This window comes from Sinosporangium siamense, from assembly GCF_016863435.1.
Classification (GTDB): Bacteria; Actinomycetota; Actinomycetes; order Streptosporangiales; family Streptosporangiaceae; genus Sinosporangium; species Sinosporangium siamense.
Window position 1 is genome coordinate 18,117 of record NZ_BOOW01000007.1, and the last position, 13,540, is coordinate 31,656.

Genomic DNA, 13,540 nt, shown 5'->3' on the forward strand with positions numbered 1-13,540 from the left:
ATGCTGATCCCTCGCAGGGTCAAGCACCGTAAGCAGCACCGGCCTGACCGCAGCGGCATGGCCAAGGGTGGCACGCGAGTCGTCTTCGGCGAGTTCGGCATTCAGGCGCTTGAGCACGCCTACGTGACCAACCGCCAGATCGAGTCCGCTCGTATCGCCATGACCCGCCACATCCGCCGTGGCGGCAAGGTGTGGATCAACATTTACCCGGACCGTCCGCTCACCAAGAAGCCGGCCGAGACCCGCATGGGTTCCGGTAAGGGTTCTCCCGAGTGGTGGATCGCCAACGTCAAGCCCGGCCGAGTCATGTTCGAGCTCTCGGGCGTAGCGGAGCCGGTGGCCCGTGAGGCGCTGCGGCGTGCGATGCACAAGCTTCCGATGAAGTGCCGGTTCGTCAAGCGAGAAGTGGGTGAGGCGTGATGGCTAAGGGCCTGACCGCCGGTGAACTGCGGGTGCAGGACCGGGACGAACTGGTCGCGAAGCTGAAGGAGGCGAAGGAGGAGCTGTTCAACCTCCGCTTCCAGTCCGCGACCGGCCAGTTGGAGAGCCACGGGCGGCTGCGTGCCGTCCGCCGCGAGATCGCCCGTATCTACACCGTGATGCGGGAGCAGGAGCTCGGCATCGTTGTGAAGGACGAGAAGGAATCGAGCGATGGCTGAGACAACTGACAAGACGACGCGGAACTACCGCAAGACCCGCGAGGGCCTGGTCGTCAGCGACAAGATGGACAAGACTGTCGTCGTTGCCGTCGAGGACCGCGTCAAGCACCCGCTTTACGGCAAGGTCATCCGTCGTACCACCAAATACAAGGTGCACGACGAGCAGAACGAGTGTGGCGTCGGCGACCGCGTGCTCCTGATGGAGACCCGGCCGCTGTCCGCCACCAAGCGGTGGCGCGTCGTCGAGATCCTCGAGCGCGCCAAGTAGATCGCCCACAGGGGGGTGACGTGTCACCCCCCACTCGGGCGTTTCCCCCTCGGGCCGGTCATCTGGCCCGTAGGGACAAAGACCATAACCAGTTCCGCCAGGCTCACCCAGATGGTGAGAACCAGCGCGACACACGGGAGTTGACGTGATCCAGCAGGAGTCGCGGCTCAAGGTCGCCGACAACACGGGTGCCAAGGAGATTCTCTGCATCCGCGTTCTCGGCGGCTCGGGTCGGCGCTACGCGGGTATCGGCGACGTCATCGTCGCCACGGTGAAGGATGCCCTTCCCGGTGGCGGCGTGAAGAAAGGCGACGTTGTCAAAGCTGTCGTGGTGCGCACCCGCAAGGAGCGCCGCCGCCCCGACGGCTCCTACATCCGCTTCGACGAAAACGCCGCGGTCATCATCAAGGACAGTGGTGACCCCAGGGGCACGCGTATCTTCGGTCCGGTCGGCCGCGAGCTGCGCGAGAAGAAGTTCATGCGCATCATCTCGCTCGCTCCGGAGGTGCTCTAAATGCCGAAGCTGCATGTGAAGAAGGGTGACCTCGTTCTGGTCATCGCCGGCAAGGACAAGGGTGCCAAGGGTCGTGTGATCGCCTCCTACCCGCGCGACGAGCGTGTGGTGGTCGAGGGCGTCAACATGATCAAGAAGCACTCGAAGGAGACCCACCAGGGTCCGCGCGGCGCCAAGACCGGCGGCGTGCAGTCCATGGAGGCGCCCATCCACGTGAGCAACGTCAAGAAGCTCAAGGATGAAGAGGCGAAGAAGGACGACAAGCCCGCTAAGAAGGCCGAGGCTGAGGCCGCGTCCGACGATTCGGGTGAGGACAAGTGATGACCGCCACGACGGAAGAGCGCACGATCCCGCGGCTCAAGCAGCGCTACCGCGAAGAGATCATTGCGAAGCTGCGTGAGCAGTTCGAGATCCAGAACATCATGCAGGTGCCCACGATCACCAAGATCAAGGTGAACATGGGTGTCGGCGAGGCCGCCCGCGACTCCAAGCTGATCGAGGGTGCCGTCCGCGACCTGACGGTGATCACCGGGCAGAAGCCCGCCATCGCCCGGGCGCGCAAATCCATCGCGCAGTTCAAGCTGCGTGAGGGCATGCCCATCGGCGCCCACGTCACGCTGCGTGGCGACCGCATGTGGGAGTTCCTGGACCGGCTGCTGTCGCTGGCGCTTCCGCGCATCCGTGACTTCCGCGGCCTGTCGCCCAAGCAGTTCGACGGCAACGGGAACTACACCTTCGGTCTCACCGAGCAGGTCATGTTCCACGAGGTCGACCAGGACAAGGTCGACCGTCAGCGGGGCATGGACATCACGGTTGTGACGACCGCCCCCAACGACGACCAGGGCCGGGCGCTTCTCAAGCTTCTCGGCTTCCCCTTCAAGGAGGCCTGATCATGGCTAAGAAGTCGCTGATCGCCAAGGCTGCTCGCAAGGCCAAGTTCGATGTCAGGGCATACACTCGGTGCTCTCGCTGTGGCCGGCCGCGCGCCGTCTACCGCAAGTTCGGCCTGTGCCGTGTCTGCTTCCGCGAGATGGCTCACCGGGGCGAGCTTCCCGGCATCACCAAGTCCAGCTGGTGACGTCCCGCCTCGCGGGATGACACCCCTTCGCGCGACGCGCGCCACGGTGCGGCGCGTCGCGCGGGGGAGCGGGGCCACGCCCCGTAGGAGTAGTCATATCAACCGGGCGCTGCTTGAAGCGCCCACGACCACGCCGTAGGTCCCGGCCGGGAAACCGCGGCGAGGAGGGCCACCGGCCATGACGATGACCGACCCGATCGCAGACATGTTGACGCGTCTGCGTAACGCGAACTCGGCGTACCACGACAGCGTGGCCATGCCGTACTCGAAGATCAAGGCGCACATCGCCGAGATCCTCCAGCAGGAGGGTTACATCCAGACCTGGTCCGTCGAGGACGCCAAGGTCGGGAAGAACCTCGTGGTGGAGCTGAAGTTCGGGCCGACTCGCGAGCGGGCGCTCGCGGGCCTGCGTCGGGTTTCCAAGCCCGGCCTGCGGGTCTATGCAAAGAAGGACAACCTGCCGAAGGTTCTCGGGGGTCTGGGCGTCGCGATCATCTCGACGTCCGCGGGCCTGATGACCGACAAGCAGGCCGGCAAGCGTGGTGTAGGCGGGGAAGTCCTCGCCTACGTGTGGTAGAGGGGAGGAATCACAGCATGTCGCGAATCGGACGGCTGCCCATCCCCGTACCGAGTGGTGTTGACATCACCATCGACGGCCGGGATGTCACGGTCAAGGGCCCCAAGGGCACGCTTTCTCACCGGGTCGCAGACCCCATTACGGTCGCCCGCGGTGAGGACGGAAGCATTTCCGTCGCGCGCCCGAACGACGAGAACAAGGTGCGCGCCCTTCACGGGTTGTCCCGCACGCTGATCGCCAACATGGTGAGCGGCGTCACACAGGGTTACAGCAAGACGCTTGAGATCGTCGGTGTCGGTTACCGCGTGCAGGCCAAGGGCCCCACGCAGCTGGAGTTCTCCCTGGGCTTCAGCCACTCGGTGATCGTCGACGCGCCGGAGGGCATCACCTTCCGGGTCGACAAGCCCACGTTGTTCCACGTGGACGGCATCGACAAGCAGCGGGTCGGCGAGGTCTCCGCCAACATCCGCAAGCTGCGCAAGCCCGACCCGTATAAGGGCAAGGGCGTGCGCTACCAGGGTGAAGTGATCCGCCGCAAGGTCGGAAAGGCTGGTAGGTAGACATGGCTGGCAAGCTCGCGTTCGGCAAGCACATGGCCGCCCGCGCACTGTCGCGGGCCCGTCGCCACCGCCGAGTCCGCAAGAAGGTCGTCGGCACGACGGTGCGTCCGCGCCTCGTCGTCAACCGCTCGACCAAGCACATCTTCGTGCAGATCGTCGACGACACCGTCGGCCACACGCTGGTGAGCGCCTCCACTCTGGACGCCTCGCTGCGCTCCGCCGAGGGGAACAAGACCGACAAGGCGAAGCAGGTCGGCGAGCTGGTCGCTCAGCGGGCCAAGGCTGCCGGTATCACCGCTGTGGTCTTCGACCGCGGTGGTAACCGTTACGCGGGTCGCATCGCCGCTCTTGCGGACAGTGCCCGCGAGGGCGGGCTGGAGTTCTGATGACTTCGCACCCCATGGCCCGTCTTATGAGCAACGAGAAGAGGAACCACTGATGGCTGCAGCTCCGCGTCGCGGTGCCGGCGGCGGTGGCGAGCGGCGGGACCGTCGTGACGATCGCCGCGGTGGCGCCGCAGACAAGGGCGTCTCGTACATCGAGCGCGTCGTAAAGATCAACCGAGTGGCCAAGGTCGTCAAGGGTGGCCGGCGCTTCAGCTTCACCGCGCTGGTCATCGTCGGTGACGGCAACGGCCTGGTCGGCGTCGGCTACGGCAAGGCCAAGGAAGTGCCCGCGGCCATCGCCAAGGGCGTCGAAGAGGCCAAGAAGCACTTCTTCAAGGTGCCGCGCATCCAGGGCACCATCCCGCACACCGTCCAGGGTGAGGAGGCCGCCGGAGTCGTGCTCCTGCGTCCCGCCTCCGCCGGTACCGGTGTCATCGCGGGTGGTCCGGTGCGCGCCGTCCTGGAGTGCGCCGGCATCCACGACGTTCTGTCGAAGTCGCTCGGCTCCGACAACCCGATCAACATCGTGCACGCCACGGTGGCCGCTCTGAAGGGCCTCAGCCGCCCCGAGGAGATCGCCGCCCGCCGTGGTCTGCCGATCGAGGACGTCGCCCCCAAGGCGATGCTCAAGGCCCGCGCCGAGGGCATCGCGGAGGCCGCTGCCGCGGCCAAGGCGGTGAGCTAGTCGATGGCGCGTCTGAAGATCACCCAGGTCCGGTCCAAGATCGGTGGCAAGCAGAACCAGCGTGACTCGCTGCGCTCGCTTGGCCTGAAGCGAATCGGCGATTTCGTCGTCAAGGAGGACCGTCCGGAGATCCGGGGCATGGTCGCCGTGGTGACGCACCTCGTCGAGGTGGAAGAGGTCGACTAGTGATGTCTGAGAACACTCCGATCAAACTCCACGACCTCCGTCCGGCTCGTGGCGCCAACAAGGCCAAGACCCGCAAGGGTCGCGGTGAGGGCTCCAAGGGCAAGACCGCCGGTCGTGGCACCAAGGGGACGAAGTCCCGCAAGACAACCCCGCTCGGCTTCGAGGGTGGCCAGGTTCCGCTTCAGCGGCGGCTGCCCAAGCTGAAGGGCTTCTCCAACGCGCTGTTCAAGACCTCTTACCAGGTCGTCAATCTGGACAAACTCGGCGAGTTGTTCCCTGAGGGTGGCGATGTCACCGTCGAGACGCTCGTGGCCAAAGGTGCGGTGCGTAAGAACCAGCTTGTGAAGGTTCTCGGAACCGGTGAGATCTCTGTCGCGTTGAACGTGAAGGCGCACGCCTTCTCCGCCAGCGCGCGTGAGAGGATCACCGCAGCCGGGGGCTCTGTCACCGAGCTGTAGTAAATGGGTGTTTCATCCGGTCGGGTGAGTCACCGGGGGCCCCGGTGGGACAGGCGAATGTTCTGTCACCTCGGGCAGACCCCCGGTGCCCTGGCCCGACCCGATGAAATCAGCTCAGAATGCGAGGCGCGGGGGTTCGTGATAGGCCCTCGCGCCCTCGGTGCGTTAGAGTTCGCTGGACAGCGGGCCGTTTGCCCGCCTCGGCAATGCTCAATGACATGAGATTTCCGATGGACCACCCCCGCACCATCGCTGACCGATACCGCCTGATAGGCGCGCAGGAGGGACCGTGCTGACCGCGATTACCCGGGCGTTCCGTACCCCGGACCTGCGCAAGAAGTTGCTCTTTACACTGGGCATCATCGCGCTGTTCCGCTTCGGCTCGGTTCTTCCCACACCCGGTGTGCATACCGACAACGTTCGCCAGTGTCTTGCGCAGGCGACCGAGGGTGACGCCGGAAACATCTACGGCATGGTGCAGCTATTCAGCGGTGGCGCGCTGTTGAAGTTGTCGGTGTTCGCGCTGGGCATCATGCCCTACATCACGGCGAGCATCATTCTTCAGTTGCTCACCGTGGTGATTCCACGCCTTGAGGCCCTCAAGAAGGAGGGCCAGGCCGGCACCGCCAAGATTACGCAATACACACGTTATCTGACCATTGGCTTGGCAGTTCTCCAGTCGACCGCCTTCGTGGCGCTCGCGCGGACGGGACAACTGTTCCCCAACTGCCGTGAGCAGATCCTGCTCAACGAGGACCCGATCACCATCATCACGATGGTCATCGTCATGACCGCCGGCACCTCGGTGATCATGTGGCTCGGCGAGCTGATCACCGACCGGGGCATCGGCAACGGCATGTCCATCCTGATCTTCACTCAGGTCGTCGCCGTCTTCCCGTCCGAGCTGATGAACATCTTCCGCAAGAGCGCCTGGACCTTCGCCGCCGTGCTGGTGGTCGGAGTCTTCATGATCGCCGCGGTCGTGTTCGTGGAGCAGGCCCAGCGCCGCATCCCGGTGCAATACGCCAAGCGCATGGTGGGCCGGAGGATGTATGGCGGCACTTCCACCTACATCCCGCTCAAGGTCAACCAGGCGGGCATCATCCCCGTCATCTTCGCCTCGTCCCTGCTCTATCTGCCGCAGCTCGTGACCACGTTGTTCGCGAACACGCAGAACCCCAACCCGGTCGTGCAGTGGATCTCGCAGAACCTCGTGACGGGTGACACCCCGGTCTACATGATCACGTTCTTCCTGCTGATCGTGTTCTTCACTTACTTCTACGTGTCGATTACCTTCAACCCCGTTGAAGTGGCTGACAACATGAAGAAGTACGGTGGGTTCATCCCGGGCATCCGCCCGGGCCGGCCGACGGCTGAGTATCTGAACTACGTGCTCACCCGTCTCACCGCTCCCGGCGCTCTGTATCTTGGCCTCATCTCCATGGTGCCGATCGTCGCTCTGGCGGTGGCCGGTGCGAGTCAGAACTTCCCGTTCGGAGGAACGAGCATTCTGATCATGGTGGGTGTCGGTCTTGACACCGTGAAGCAGATCGAGAGCCAGCTCCAGCAGCGAAACTACGAAGGCTTCCTGAAGTAGTGCGCCTCGTCCTGGTCGGGCCCCCCGGAGCGGGTAAGGGGACTCAGGCCCAGTTCATCGCATCGAACCTGTCTATCCCGAAGATCTCGACAGGTGACATTTTCCGTGCCAACGTCTCGGGCGGCACGGAGCTCGGCAAACTTGCCAAAACCTACATGGACCGCGGCGATCTCGTGCCCGACGAGGTCACCATCGCCATGGTTCGCAACCGCCTCGCGGAGCGGGACGCGCAGGACGGCTTCCTGCTCGACGGCTTCCCCAGAAACGTGCCCCAGGCCGAGGTCTTGAAGAAGATGCTCGCCGAGATGGGCACCTCCCTGGACATCGTCCTGGAGCTGGTGGTGGACGACGAGGAAGTCGTCCGCCGCCTGGCCGGCCGCCGCACCTGCGCCCAGTGCGGGCACATCTCCCACGTGGAGTTCGACGACAAGCGCGACGACATCTGCGACGTCTGTGGTGGTCCGCTCTTCCAGCGTGACGACGACAAGGAAGCGACCGTCCGGCACCGCCTGGAGGTCTACGCTCAGCAGACCGCGCCGCTGGTCTCCTTCTACGCGGGTGAGGGCCTTCTGGTCGGGGTCGACGCGACCGGCCCGGTCGAAGAGGTCACCCAACGGGCTATGGAAGCCCTGAAACCGTTTGTGGACTAGGTTCTTGGCCTCTTTCTAGGCAGGAGCCACCCAGCTCTTATGAAAGCCGTCTGGTGCATCTCAGAGCCGGGAACTGGATCGCAACGGGCGACAACGTCGTCGCCTCCGCGCCATCCGTGGTAGTTCTGAGCGTTCTTCGTCAGGTTCGTGAGCGGGATACGGGATCAACAAGATCCATGGTTTCCCGTTTCTCGCCGCCGCTTTCGCGGACGGTGGATCGGCACAGCCGACAGATGAAGGCTCAGCCCCACGGGTGGCGCTTTTGCATGGTTCCATCCTGCGTTCAGGGATTTGAAGGCCCTGCTCGTAGGGCACAATCAGGGGAATTGGGCTCCCTTGTTGCCCGTTGAACCACCCCAGGGGGTGCCGTAAGTGTTCAAGAAGAACAAACATGGGATTCAGGTCAAGACGCCTGAGCAGTTGGAGAAGATGCGGGCAGCGGGCCTGGTGGTGGGCCGCACCCTTCAGCTCCTCCGCGAGTCGGTGAAACCGGGTGTCACCCCGCTGGATCTGGACGCGATCGCCGAGGAGTTCATCCGCTCGCAGGGCGCGGTGCCCTCGTTCAAGGGGTATCAGGGCTTTCCCGCGACAATCTGCGCGTCGGTCAACGACGAGGTCGTGCACGGCATCCCCCGCGATGTTCGCAAGCTCCGCGAAGGCGACATCATCTCCATCGACTGCGGCGCGATCCTGGACGGCTGGCACGGCGACTCCGCCATTACCGTCCCGGTGGGGGAGGTGGCGCCCGAACTCACCGAGTTGCTGCGGGTCACCGAGGAGTCCATGTGGCGCGGCATCGCCGCGCTGACAGTCGGTCGGCGGCTCTCCGACATCGGCTACGAGATCGAGCGCTATGTGCGGGCGCAGAAGCCGAGATACGGCATTCCGCCGGAGTACGGTGGCCACGGCATCGGCACCGAGATGCACATGGACCCGTGGGTCGCCAACCACGGGCGGCCGGGCAAGGGCCCCCGTTTCGAAGCCGGCATGTGCTTCGCCATCGAGCCCATGGTCAACCTCGGCACGGAGAAGACCCGGGTGCTGGCCGACGAGTGGACCGTCGTCACGATCGACGGAAAGCCCTCCGCGCACTTCGAGCACAGCGTCGCCGTGACACATAATGGACCTTGGGTGCTCACTGCGATCGACGGTGGTGAGGAGCGCCTGACGCAGCTTCGAGAAGGAGCGGCCGAGTCCGGCACATCCGGGCAAAAGCCGTGAGGGTCGGGCACATAGGCCCTTGAGCGCGGGAGTTGGTGCCGATGGGGTCAAGCCCGGAGATGAGGGCTTCCGACGCCGACCGTGATCGGATCGCGGCGGTTCTCCGAGAGCACTACGCCGAGGGCAGGCTCAACGTCGAGGAGTTCGACGAGCGGCTGGAGCTGGCCTACAACGCGAAGACGCACGGCGATCTCGCGGTGCTGACCCGTGATCTGCCGTTCGTCGACATGCGCTCCTTCGCCGCCCGTCCTGAGCCCACACCGGCCAAGCCCGCCAAAGCGGACGAAGGCATGCGCGGCGCCTGGACCGTCTGGGCGATGGCCAGCGGCATCAACTGGGTGATCTGGCTGATCGTGAGCCTCACCACTTGGGAAGGCATCTATCCGTGGCCGCTGTGGGTCATGGGCCCCTGGGGCGTGGTGCTGCTCGTGAACCAGCTCTCCTCGGGAAAGCGCAAGGACGAGAAGTGACCCTGAGGGCATGGCGGGAGTCGTGCCCTTTCGGGGTGGTCACTGATCCTTGATCCGGCTCTAGGGGCGCGGAGCCGACCGGTGCGGCCGGAACCGCAGGTGGCCCTGCGGCGAGAGAAAGACGGCAATAGACGCACTCTTTAACTGCTGGTCGTAGTTGCCCCGGATATGCCTGGGTAGTTGATCTTTATCGGGACAATCGCCGGGTTAGGGCTCCGAGGAGCCTTCAATGTGATCAGGCCACCGTGTCCGCCCCGTCCGTGTATCGGCGGTGCCGGGCCATTGGGCGGGCACGGTTCCCCGGTTCGGGGCGCCGATCAAGCGCAGCGCTGGTCAAACTTGGGACGATCACGCAAGGCGCCGATCAAGCCGATCAAGCATGAGCCCGCTCGGCCCAAGATTGCGGCTTCGGCGCTGTTCGATAACGTTCGCGACTCCCCGCCCGATCCCCGTGAAACGCCTGCGGGGACGGGGTTCGCCGGCCGGGCTCGTGCCGTACGGCATGAGCCTCGGGAGGATTTGGCCTAGTCGGGGGCTACGCGCGGGTGGGTTAGGCAAGGTAGCCTGCACCGGTAAGGGCAATAGACGGGTCGGCCCGGCGGGTGTGGCCCGTGCGCTCACGCGAGCGCTTGTGCGCCGGTGATGGCGTTTTCACCGGTGGGCTGAGGTAACATGCTAGGTGGTTGTGTGCGCGTCTGCCGTGTGCTTCGCATTGAGCGCCCGGGTGGCGTACACTCCTCTTTCGGTTCACTATGACCATCGCGCGTCGGCAGCCTGGCAGGCTGCCGCTCTCTCGAAGCGTGCAAAAGGTCGCGGCTGCGTAGTGACCCGATACCTCAGACGACCGATCAGTGAAACGCGAGGGACATGCCCAAAAAAGACGGCGCCATCGAGATCGAGGGCACTGTGGTCGAGTCGCTGCCGAACGCTATGTTCCGTGTGCAACTCGACAACGGGCACAAGGTCCTGGCCCACATCAGCGGGAGGATGCGGATGCACTACATCCGAATTCTCCCTGACGACCGGGTTGTCGTCGAACTGAGCCCATATGACTTGAGTCGCGGGCGGATCGTCTACCGATACAAGTAAGCCGTCGTCCGGCGTCAGCCGGGTGAGGGCAGCGCACTGTGTTGGTCCACAGTGGGTTCACCGCGGCAGATGCCGGGGTGGGGCTCCGTCCGTGTAGATCTAACCAGTCTGAGGAAACGACAGGGACTATGAAGGTCAAGCCGAGCGTCAAGAAGATCTGCGACAAGTGCAAGGTGATCCGCCGGCACGGTCGCGTCATGGTGATCTGCGACAACCTGCGCCACAAGCAGCGCCAGGGCTGATCGCACGCAAGAAACTGGCCTCGCCTTGAGTCCGCTCTCGTAGCGGACTCGACGCATGTGAGGCCGACAAAACAACACGCGTCACACCCGCGCAGGCGGGACCCACTCGTTGGGTTTCGTACCACGCGGGAGACCCCCGGTCGGAGGCCGGGGCCCTCGCCCCGGGCATGGGGAGGGGAAGTGAGGCGTAGGACCTCCGCCAAAACGAAGGAGAATGCCCGACCATGGCTCGCCTGGTTGGCGTCGACCTCCCCCGCGACAAGCGGTTGGAGATCGCTCTCACCTACATTTACGGCATCGGCCGTACCCGCGCTCAGGAGATCCTGGCGGCCACCGGCATCAGTCCGGATCTGCGTGTGCACCAGCTCGGTGACGCCGAGCTCGTGCCCATGCGTGACTACATCGAGGCCAACTTCAAGATCGAAGGTGACCTCCGCCGCGAGGTTCAGGCCGACATCCGTCGCAAGATCGAGATCGGCTGCTACCAGGGCATCCGGCACCGCAAGGGCCTTCCTGTCCACGGGCAGCGCACGCAGACCAACGCGCGCACCCGCAAGGGCAAGAAGAAGACCGTCGCCGGCAAGAAGAAGCCCGGCAAGAAGTAGTCCGCACGCAGGACCGACGACCTTTCGGAGATAGCGCTACATGCCTCCTAAGAGCCGCCAGGGTGCACCTAAGAAGGTGCGCCGCAAGGAAAAGAAGAACGTCGCTCACGGGCACGCCCACATCAAGAGCACGTTCAACAACACGATCGTTTCGATCACCGACCCGAGCGGGAACGTGATCTCCTGGGCCTCCGCCGGCCACGTCGGCTTCAAGGGCTCCCGCAAGTCCACGCCGTTCGCCGCGCAGATGGCCGCTGAGAACGCCGCCCGCCGCGCTATGGAGCACGGCATGCGCAAGGTCGACGTCTTCGTCAAGGGTCCCGGCTCCGGCCGTGAGACCGCGATCCGCTCGCTTCAGGCCACCGGCCTTGAGGTGGGTTCGATCCAGGACGTCACCCCCGTGCCGCACAACGGCTGCCGCCCGCCCAAGCGTCGTCGCGTTTGAGCCCCAGGAGATAAAGAGAAATGGCTCGTTACACCGGAGCGGACTGCAAGCTCTGCCGCCGTGAGAAGACCAAGCTCTTCCTCAAGGGCAAGAAGTGCGATTCCGCCAAGTGCCCGATCGAGATCCGTCCTTACCCGCCGGGTGAGCACGGTCGCGGTCGTCCCAAGGAGTCTGAATACCAGCTCCAGCTTCGTGAGAAGCAGAAGACCCGCCGCATCTACGGCATCCTCGAGAAGCAGTTCCGCAACTACTACGAGGAAGCCAACCGCAAGACCGGCAAGACCGGCGAGAACCTCCTCCAGATCCTGGAGAGCCGTCTCGACAACGTGGTCTACCGCGCCGGTTTCGCGGAGTCGCGCGACGCCGCCCGCCAGCAGGTCCGTCACGGCCACATCACCGTGAACGGGCGTAAGGTGGACATCCCGTCGTACCGCGTGCGTGAGCATGACATCGTCGAGGTGCGTGACCGCGCTCGCAACCTCATGCCCTATGAGGTCGCCCGTGCGACCGCGGGTGACAAGACGGTCCCGGCCTGGCTGGGCGTCGTCCCCGAGGCTCTGCGGGTGCTCGTCCACCAGCTCCCGGTCCGTCAGCAGATCGACACCCAGGTCCAGGAGCAGCTCATCGTCGAGCTCTACTCCAAGTAGACGCTCACCGGCACGTCCGTCCTCTCCGGGGCGGGCGTGCCACACGGCTTTCGGCCGCACCTCGCGTGCGGCCAGGGCCGGCAGTCCAGGTGGCGTCAAATAGCGGGCGCCACTTGTCCACCTCACCGCAAGGGGGAGAGACCACATGCTGATCGCTCAGCGTCCCGGTCTGCTCGAAGAGCAGATCGACGAGACCCGGTCGAAGTTCGTCATTGAGCCGCTGGAGCCGGGTTTCGGCTACACCATCGGCAACTCGCTGCGCCGCACGCTGCTGTCCTCCATTCCGGGGGCGGCCGTCACGAGCATCCGCATCGAGGGTGTTCTGCACGAGTTCTCCACCGTGCCCGGGGTCAAGGAAGACGTCACCGACATCATCCTGAACCTCAAGGAGCTGGTCGTCTCCTCCGAGCACGACGAGCCCGTCGTGATGTACCTCCGCAAGCAAGGCCCCGGTGAGGTCACCGCCGCCGACATCGCGCCCCCGGCCGGTGTCGAGGTGCACAACCCCGAGCTGCGCATCGCCACGCTGAACGGCAAGGCCAAGCTGGAGATGGAGCTGACCGTCGAGCGCGGTCGCGGCTACGTCTCCGCCGCTCAGAACAAGCAGCCCGGTCAGGAGATCGGCCGCATTCCGATCGACTCGATCTACTCGCCCGTCCTCAAGGTCACCTACAAGGTCGAGGCGACCCGAGTCGAGCAGCGCACCGACTTCGACCGTCTGATCCTGGACGTCGAGACCAAGCCGTGCATGAAGCCGCGCGACGCCGTGGCCTCCGCCGGTAAGACCCTCGTCGAGCTGTTCGGCCTGGCCCGTGAGCTCAACGTCGAGGCCGAGGGCATCGACATCGGCCCGTCGCCCACGGACGCGGCCCTGGCCGCCGACCTGGCGCTGCCGATCGAGGAGCTCAACCTCACGGTCCGGTCCTACAACTGCCTCAAGCGCGAGGGCATCCACACCGTGGGTGAGCTCGTGGCCCGCAGCGAGCAGGACCTGCTCGACATCCGCAACTTCGGCGCGAAGTCCATCGAAGAGGTCAAGCAGAAGCTCCACGAGATGACGCTTTCCCTCAAGGACTCCCCGCCCGGATTCGACCCGAGCTCCGTCGCCGGCGACTACGCCGACGACGACGACAGCCGTTACGTCGAGACCGAGCAGTACTAGCAGTGAGCCTGTCCCGCCCGTTCGCGGGTGGGACAGGGCAA

23 protein-coding genes are annotated in these 13,540 nt (G+C 64.8%); all 23 read left to right on the forward strand.

What is annotated here, in order from left to right; all coding sequences use genetic code 11:
• On the forward strand, nucleotides 1-420 hold the full coding sequence (gene rplP, locus Ssi02_RS04965; RefSeq protein ID WP_204021524.1) for a 50S ribosomal protein L16: 420 nt from the start codon (nucleotides 1-3) through the stop codon (nucleotides 418-420).
• Nucleotides 420-659: a 50S ribosomal protein L29 gene (gene rpmC / locus Ssi02_RS04970; protein WP_204021525.1), complete on the forward strand. Its 240-nt coding sequence runs from the start codon at nucleotides 420-422 to the stop codon at nucleotides 657-659. The genes rplP and rpmC overlap by 1 nt, the downstream gene beginning before the upstream one ends.
• The gene (gene rpsQ / locus Ssi02_RS04975) at nucleotides 652-927 is read left to right on the forward strand and encodes a 30S ribosomal protein S17 (RefSeq protein ID WP_204021526.1); all 276 of its coding nucleotides are present in this window, start codon (nucleotides 652-654) and stop codon (nucleotides 925-927) included. The genes rpmC and rpsQ overlap by 8 nt, the downstream gene beginning before the upstream one ends.
• 145 nt (nucleotides 928-1,072) lie before the next feature.
• A complete protein-coding gene (rplN, locus tag Ssi02_RS04980) occupies nucleotides 1,073-1,441 on the forward strand; it encodes a 50S ribosomal protein L14 (RefSeq protein ID WP_093171758.1) in 369 nt (122 codons plus the stop codon).
• Nucleotides 1,442-1,762 carry a 50S ribosomal protein L24 gene (gene rplX / locus Ssi02_RS04985; protein ID WP_445009402.1) on the forward strand — a complete coding sequence of 107 codons (321 nt, stop codon included), beginning with the start codon at nucleotides 1,442-1,444 and terminating at the stop codon, nucleotides 1,760-1,762.
• Entirely contained in the window at nucleotides 1,762-2,331 is a 570-nt protein-coding gene (rplE, locus tag Ssi02_RS04990) for a 50S ribosomal protein L5 (protein ID WP_204021528.1), read from the forward strand. The genes rplX and rplE overlap by 1 nt, the downstream gene beginning before the upstream one ends.
• Before the next feature lie 2 nt (nucleotides 2,332-2,333).
• A complete protein-coding gene (locus Ssi02_RS04995; RefSeq protein ID WP_204021530.1) occupies nucleotides 2,334-2,519 on the forward strand; it encodes a type Z 30S ribosomal protein S14 in 186 nt (61 codons plus the stop codon).
• A 178-nt stretch (nucleotides 2,520-2,697) separates the two neighbouring features.
• Nucleotides 2,698-3,096: a 30S ribosomal protein S8 gene (rpsH, locus tag Ssi02_RS05000; RefSeq protein ID WP_093171754.1), complete on the forward strand. Its 399-nt coding sequence runs from the start codon at nucleotides 2,698-2,700 to the stop codon at nucleotides 3,094-3,096.
• 17 nt (nucleotides 3,097-3,113) lie between these two features.
• The gene (gene rplF, locus Ssi02_RS05005) at nucleotides 3,114-3,656 is read left to right on the forward strand and encodes a 50S ribosomal protein L6 (RefSeq protein ID WP_204021532.1); all 543 of its coding nucleotides are present in this window, start codon (nucleotides 3,114-3,116) and stop codon (nucleotides 3,654-3,656) included.
• 2 nt (nucleotides 3,657-3,658) lie between these two features.
• Nucleotides 3,659-4,042, forward strand: coding sequence for a 50S ribosomal protein L18 (gene rplR / locus Ssi02_RS05010; protein ID WP_204021534.1), 384 nt, complete (start codon nucleotides 3,659-3,661; stop codon nucleotides 4,040-4,042).
• Between the two features lie 52 nt (nucleotides 4,043-4,094).
• Nucleotides 4,095-4,727, forward strand: a complete 633-nt coding sequence (gene rpsE, locus Ssi02_RS05015) for a 30S ribosomal protein S5 (protein WP_204021536.1) — start codon at nucleotides 4,095-4,097, stop codon at nucleotides 4,725-4,727.
• Nucleotides 4,728-4,730: 3 nt separating this feature from the next.
• Nucleotides 4,731-4,913 carry a 50S ribosomal protein L30 gene (rpmD, locus tag Ssi02_RS05020; protein WP_204021538.1) on the forward strand — a complete coding sequence of 61 codons (183 nt, stop codon included), beginning with the start codon at nucleotides 4,731-4,733 and terminating at the stop codon, nucleotides 4,911-4,913.
• Nucleotides 4,914-4,915: 2 nt separating this feature from the next.
• On the forward strand, nucleotides 4,916-5,371 hold the full coding sequence (gene rplO, locus Ssi02_RS05025) for a 50S ribosomal protein L15 (RefSeq protein WP_204021540.1): 456 nt from the start codon (nucleotides 4,916-4,918) through the stop codon (nucleotides 5,369-5,371).
• 289 nt (nucleotides 5,372-5,660) lie between these two features.
• Nucleotides 5,661-6,968, forward strand: a complete 1,308-nt coding sequence (gene secY, locus Ssi02_RS05030; protein WP_204021542.1) for a preprotein translocase subunit SecY — start codon at nucleotides 5,661-5,663, stop codon at nucleotides 6,966-6,968.
• Nucleotides 6,968-7,618, forward strand: a complete 651-nt coding sequence (locus Ssi02_RS05035) for an adenylate kinase (RefSeq protein ID WP_204021544.1) — start codon at nucleotides 6,968-6,970, stop codon at nucleotides 7,616-7,618. The genes secY and Ssi02_RS05035 overlap by 1 nt, the downstream gene beginning before the upstream one ends.
• Before the next feature lie 372 nt (nucleotides 7,619-7,990).
• The gene (gene map / locus Ssi02_RS05040) at nucleotides 7,991-8,839 is read left to right on the forward strand and encodes a type I methionyl aminopeptidase (protein ID WP_204021545.1); all 849 of its coding nucleotides are present in this window, start codon (nucleotides 7,991-7,993) and stop codon (nucleotides 8,837-8,839) included.
• 59 nt (nucleotides 8,840-8,898) lie between these two features.
• Nucleotides 8,899-9,309 carry a DUF1707 SHOCT-like domain-containing protein gene (locus Ssi02_RS05045; protein ID WP_239128607.1) on the forward strand — a complete coding sequence of 137 codons (411 nt, stop codon included), beginning with the start codon at nucleotides 8,899-8,901 and terminating at the stop codon, nucleotides 9,307-9,309.
• A gap of 867 nt (nucleotides 9,310-10,176) precedes the next feature.
• On the forward strand, nucleotides 10,177-10,398 hold the full coding sequence (infA, locus tag Ssi02_RS05050) for a translation initiation factor IF-1 (protein ID WP_093171747.1): 222 nt from the start codon (nucleotides 10,177-10,179) through the stop codon (nucleotides 10,396-10,398).
• 128 nt (nucleotides 10,399-10,526) lie between these two features.
• A complete protein-coding gene (gene rpmJ, locus Ssi02_RS05055; RefSeq protein WP_003956441.1) occupies nucleotides 10,527-10,640 on the forward strand; it encodes a 50S ribosomal protein L36 in 114 nt (37 codons plus the stop codon).
• A gap of 224 nt (nucleotides 10,641-10,864) precedes the next feature.
• The gene (rpsM, locus tag Ssi02_RS05060) at nucleotides 10,865-11,245 is read left to right on the forward strand and encodes a 30S ribosomal protein S13 (RefSeq protein WP_204021547.1); all 381 of its coding nucleotides are present in this window, start codon (nucleotides 10,865-10,867) and stop codon (nucleotides 11,243-11,245) included.
• A 40-nt stretch (nucleotides 11,246-11,285) separates the two neighbouring features.
• Nucleotides 11,286-11,690 (forward strand): 30S ribosomal protein S11, encoded by a 405-nt coding sequence (rpsK, locus tag Ssi02_RS05065; protein WP_012887860.1) that lies wholly within the window; start codon nucleotides 11,286-11,288, stop codon nucleotides 11,688-11,690.
• Nucleotides 11,691-11,710: 20 nt separating this feature from the next.
• Nucleotides 11,711-12,337 (forward strand): 30S ribosomal protein S4, encoded by a 627-nt coding sequence (rpsD, locus tag Ssi02_RS05070; protein ID WP_204021548.1) that lies wholly within the window; start codon nucleotides 11,711-11,713, stop codon nucleotides 12,335-12,337.
• 145 nt (nucleotides 12,338-12,482) lie between these two features.
• Nucleotides 12,483-13,499, forward strand: a complete 1,017-nt coding sequence (locus Ssi02_RS05075) for a DNA-directed RNA polymerase subunit alpha (protein WP_204021549.1) — start codon at nucleotides 12,483-12,485, stop codon at nucleotides 13,497-13,499.
• Nucleotides 13,500-13,540: the final 41 nt, after the last annotated feature.

Coding starts and splice junctions, on each gene's coding strand:
- rplP (WP_204021524.1), top strand. CDS start 1: ATGCTGATCCCTCGCAGGGTCAAGCACCGTAAGCAGCACCGGCCTGAC.
- rpmC (WP_204021525.1), top strand. CDS start 420: ATGGCTAAGGGCCTGACCGCCGGTGAACTGCGGGTGCAGGACCGGGAC.
- rpsQ (WP_204021526.1), top strand. CDS start 652: ATGGCTGAGACAACTGACAAGACGACGCGGAACTACCGCAAGACCCGC.
- rplX (WP_445009402.1), top strand. CDS start 1,442: ATGCCGAAGCTGCATGTGAAGAAGGGTGACCTCGTTCTGGTCATCGCC.
- rplE (WP_204021528.1), top strand. CDS start 1,762: ATGACCGCCACGACGGAAGAGCGCACGATCCCGCGGCTCAAGCAGCGC.
- Ssi02_RS04995 (WP_204021530.1), top strand. CDS start 2,334: ATGGCTAAGAAGTCGCTGATCGCCAAGGCTGCTCGCAAGGCCAAGTTC.
- rpsH (WP_093171754.1), top strand. CDS start 2,698: ATGACGATGACCGACCCGATCGCAGACATGTTGACGCGTCTGCGTAAC.
- rplF (WP_204021532.1), top strand. CDS start 3,114: ATGTCGCGAATCGGACGGCTGCCCATCCCCGTACCGAGTGGTGTTGAC.
- rplR (WP_204021534.1), top strand. CDS start 3,659: ATGGCTGGCAAGCTCGCGTTCGGCAAGCACATGGCCGCCCGCGCACTG.
- rpsE (WP_204021536.1), top strand. CDS start 4,095: ATGGCTGCAGCTCCGCGTCGCGGTGCCGGCGGCGGTGGCGAGCGGCGG.
- rpmD (WP_204021538.1), top strand. CDS start 4,731: ATGGCGCGTCTGAAGATCACCCAGGTCCGGTCCAAGATCGGTGGCAAG.
- rplO (WP_204021540.1), top strand. CDS start 4,916: ATGTCTGAGAACACTCCGATCAAACTCCACGACCTCCGTCCGGCTCGT.
- Ssi02_RS05045 (WP_239128607.1), top strand. CDS start 8,899: ATGAGGGCTTCCGACGCCGACCGTGATCGGATCGCGGCGGTTCTCCGA.
- infA (WP_093171747.1), top strand. CDS start 10,177: ATGCCCAAAAAAGACGGCGCCATCGAGATCGAGGGCACTGTGGTCGAG.
- rpmJ (WP_003956441.1), top strand. CDS start 10,527: ATGAAGGTCAAGCCGAGCGTCAAGAAGATCTGCGACAAGTGCAAGGTG.
- rpsM (WP_204021547.1), top strand. CDS start 10,865: ATGGCTCGCCTGGTTGGCGTCGACCTCCCCCGCGACAAGCGGTTGGAG.
- rpsK (WP_012887860.1), top strand. CDS start 11,286: ATGCCTCCTAAGAGCCGCCAGGGTGCACCTAAGAAGGTGCGCCGCAAG.
- rpsD (WP_204021548.1), top strand. CDS start 11,711: ATGGCTCGTTACACCGGAGCGGACTGCAAGCTCTGCCGCCGTGAGAAG.
- Ssi02_RS05075 (WP_204021549.1), top strand. CDS start 12,483: ATGCTGATCGCTCAGCGTCCCGGTCTGCTCGAAGAGCAGATCGACGAG.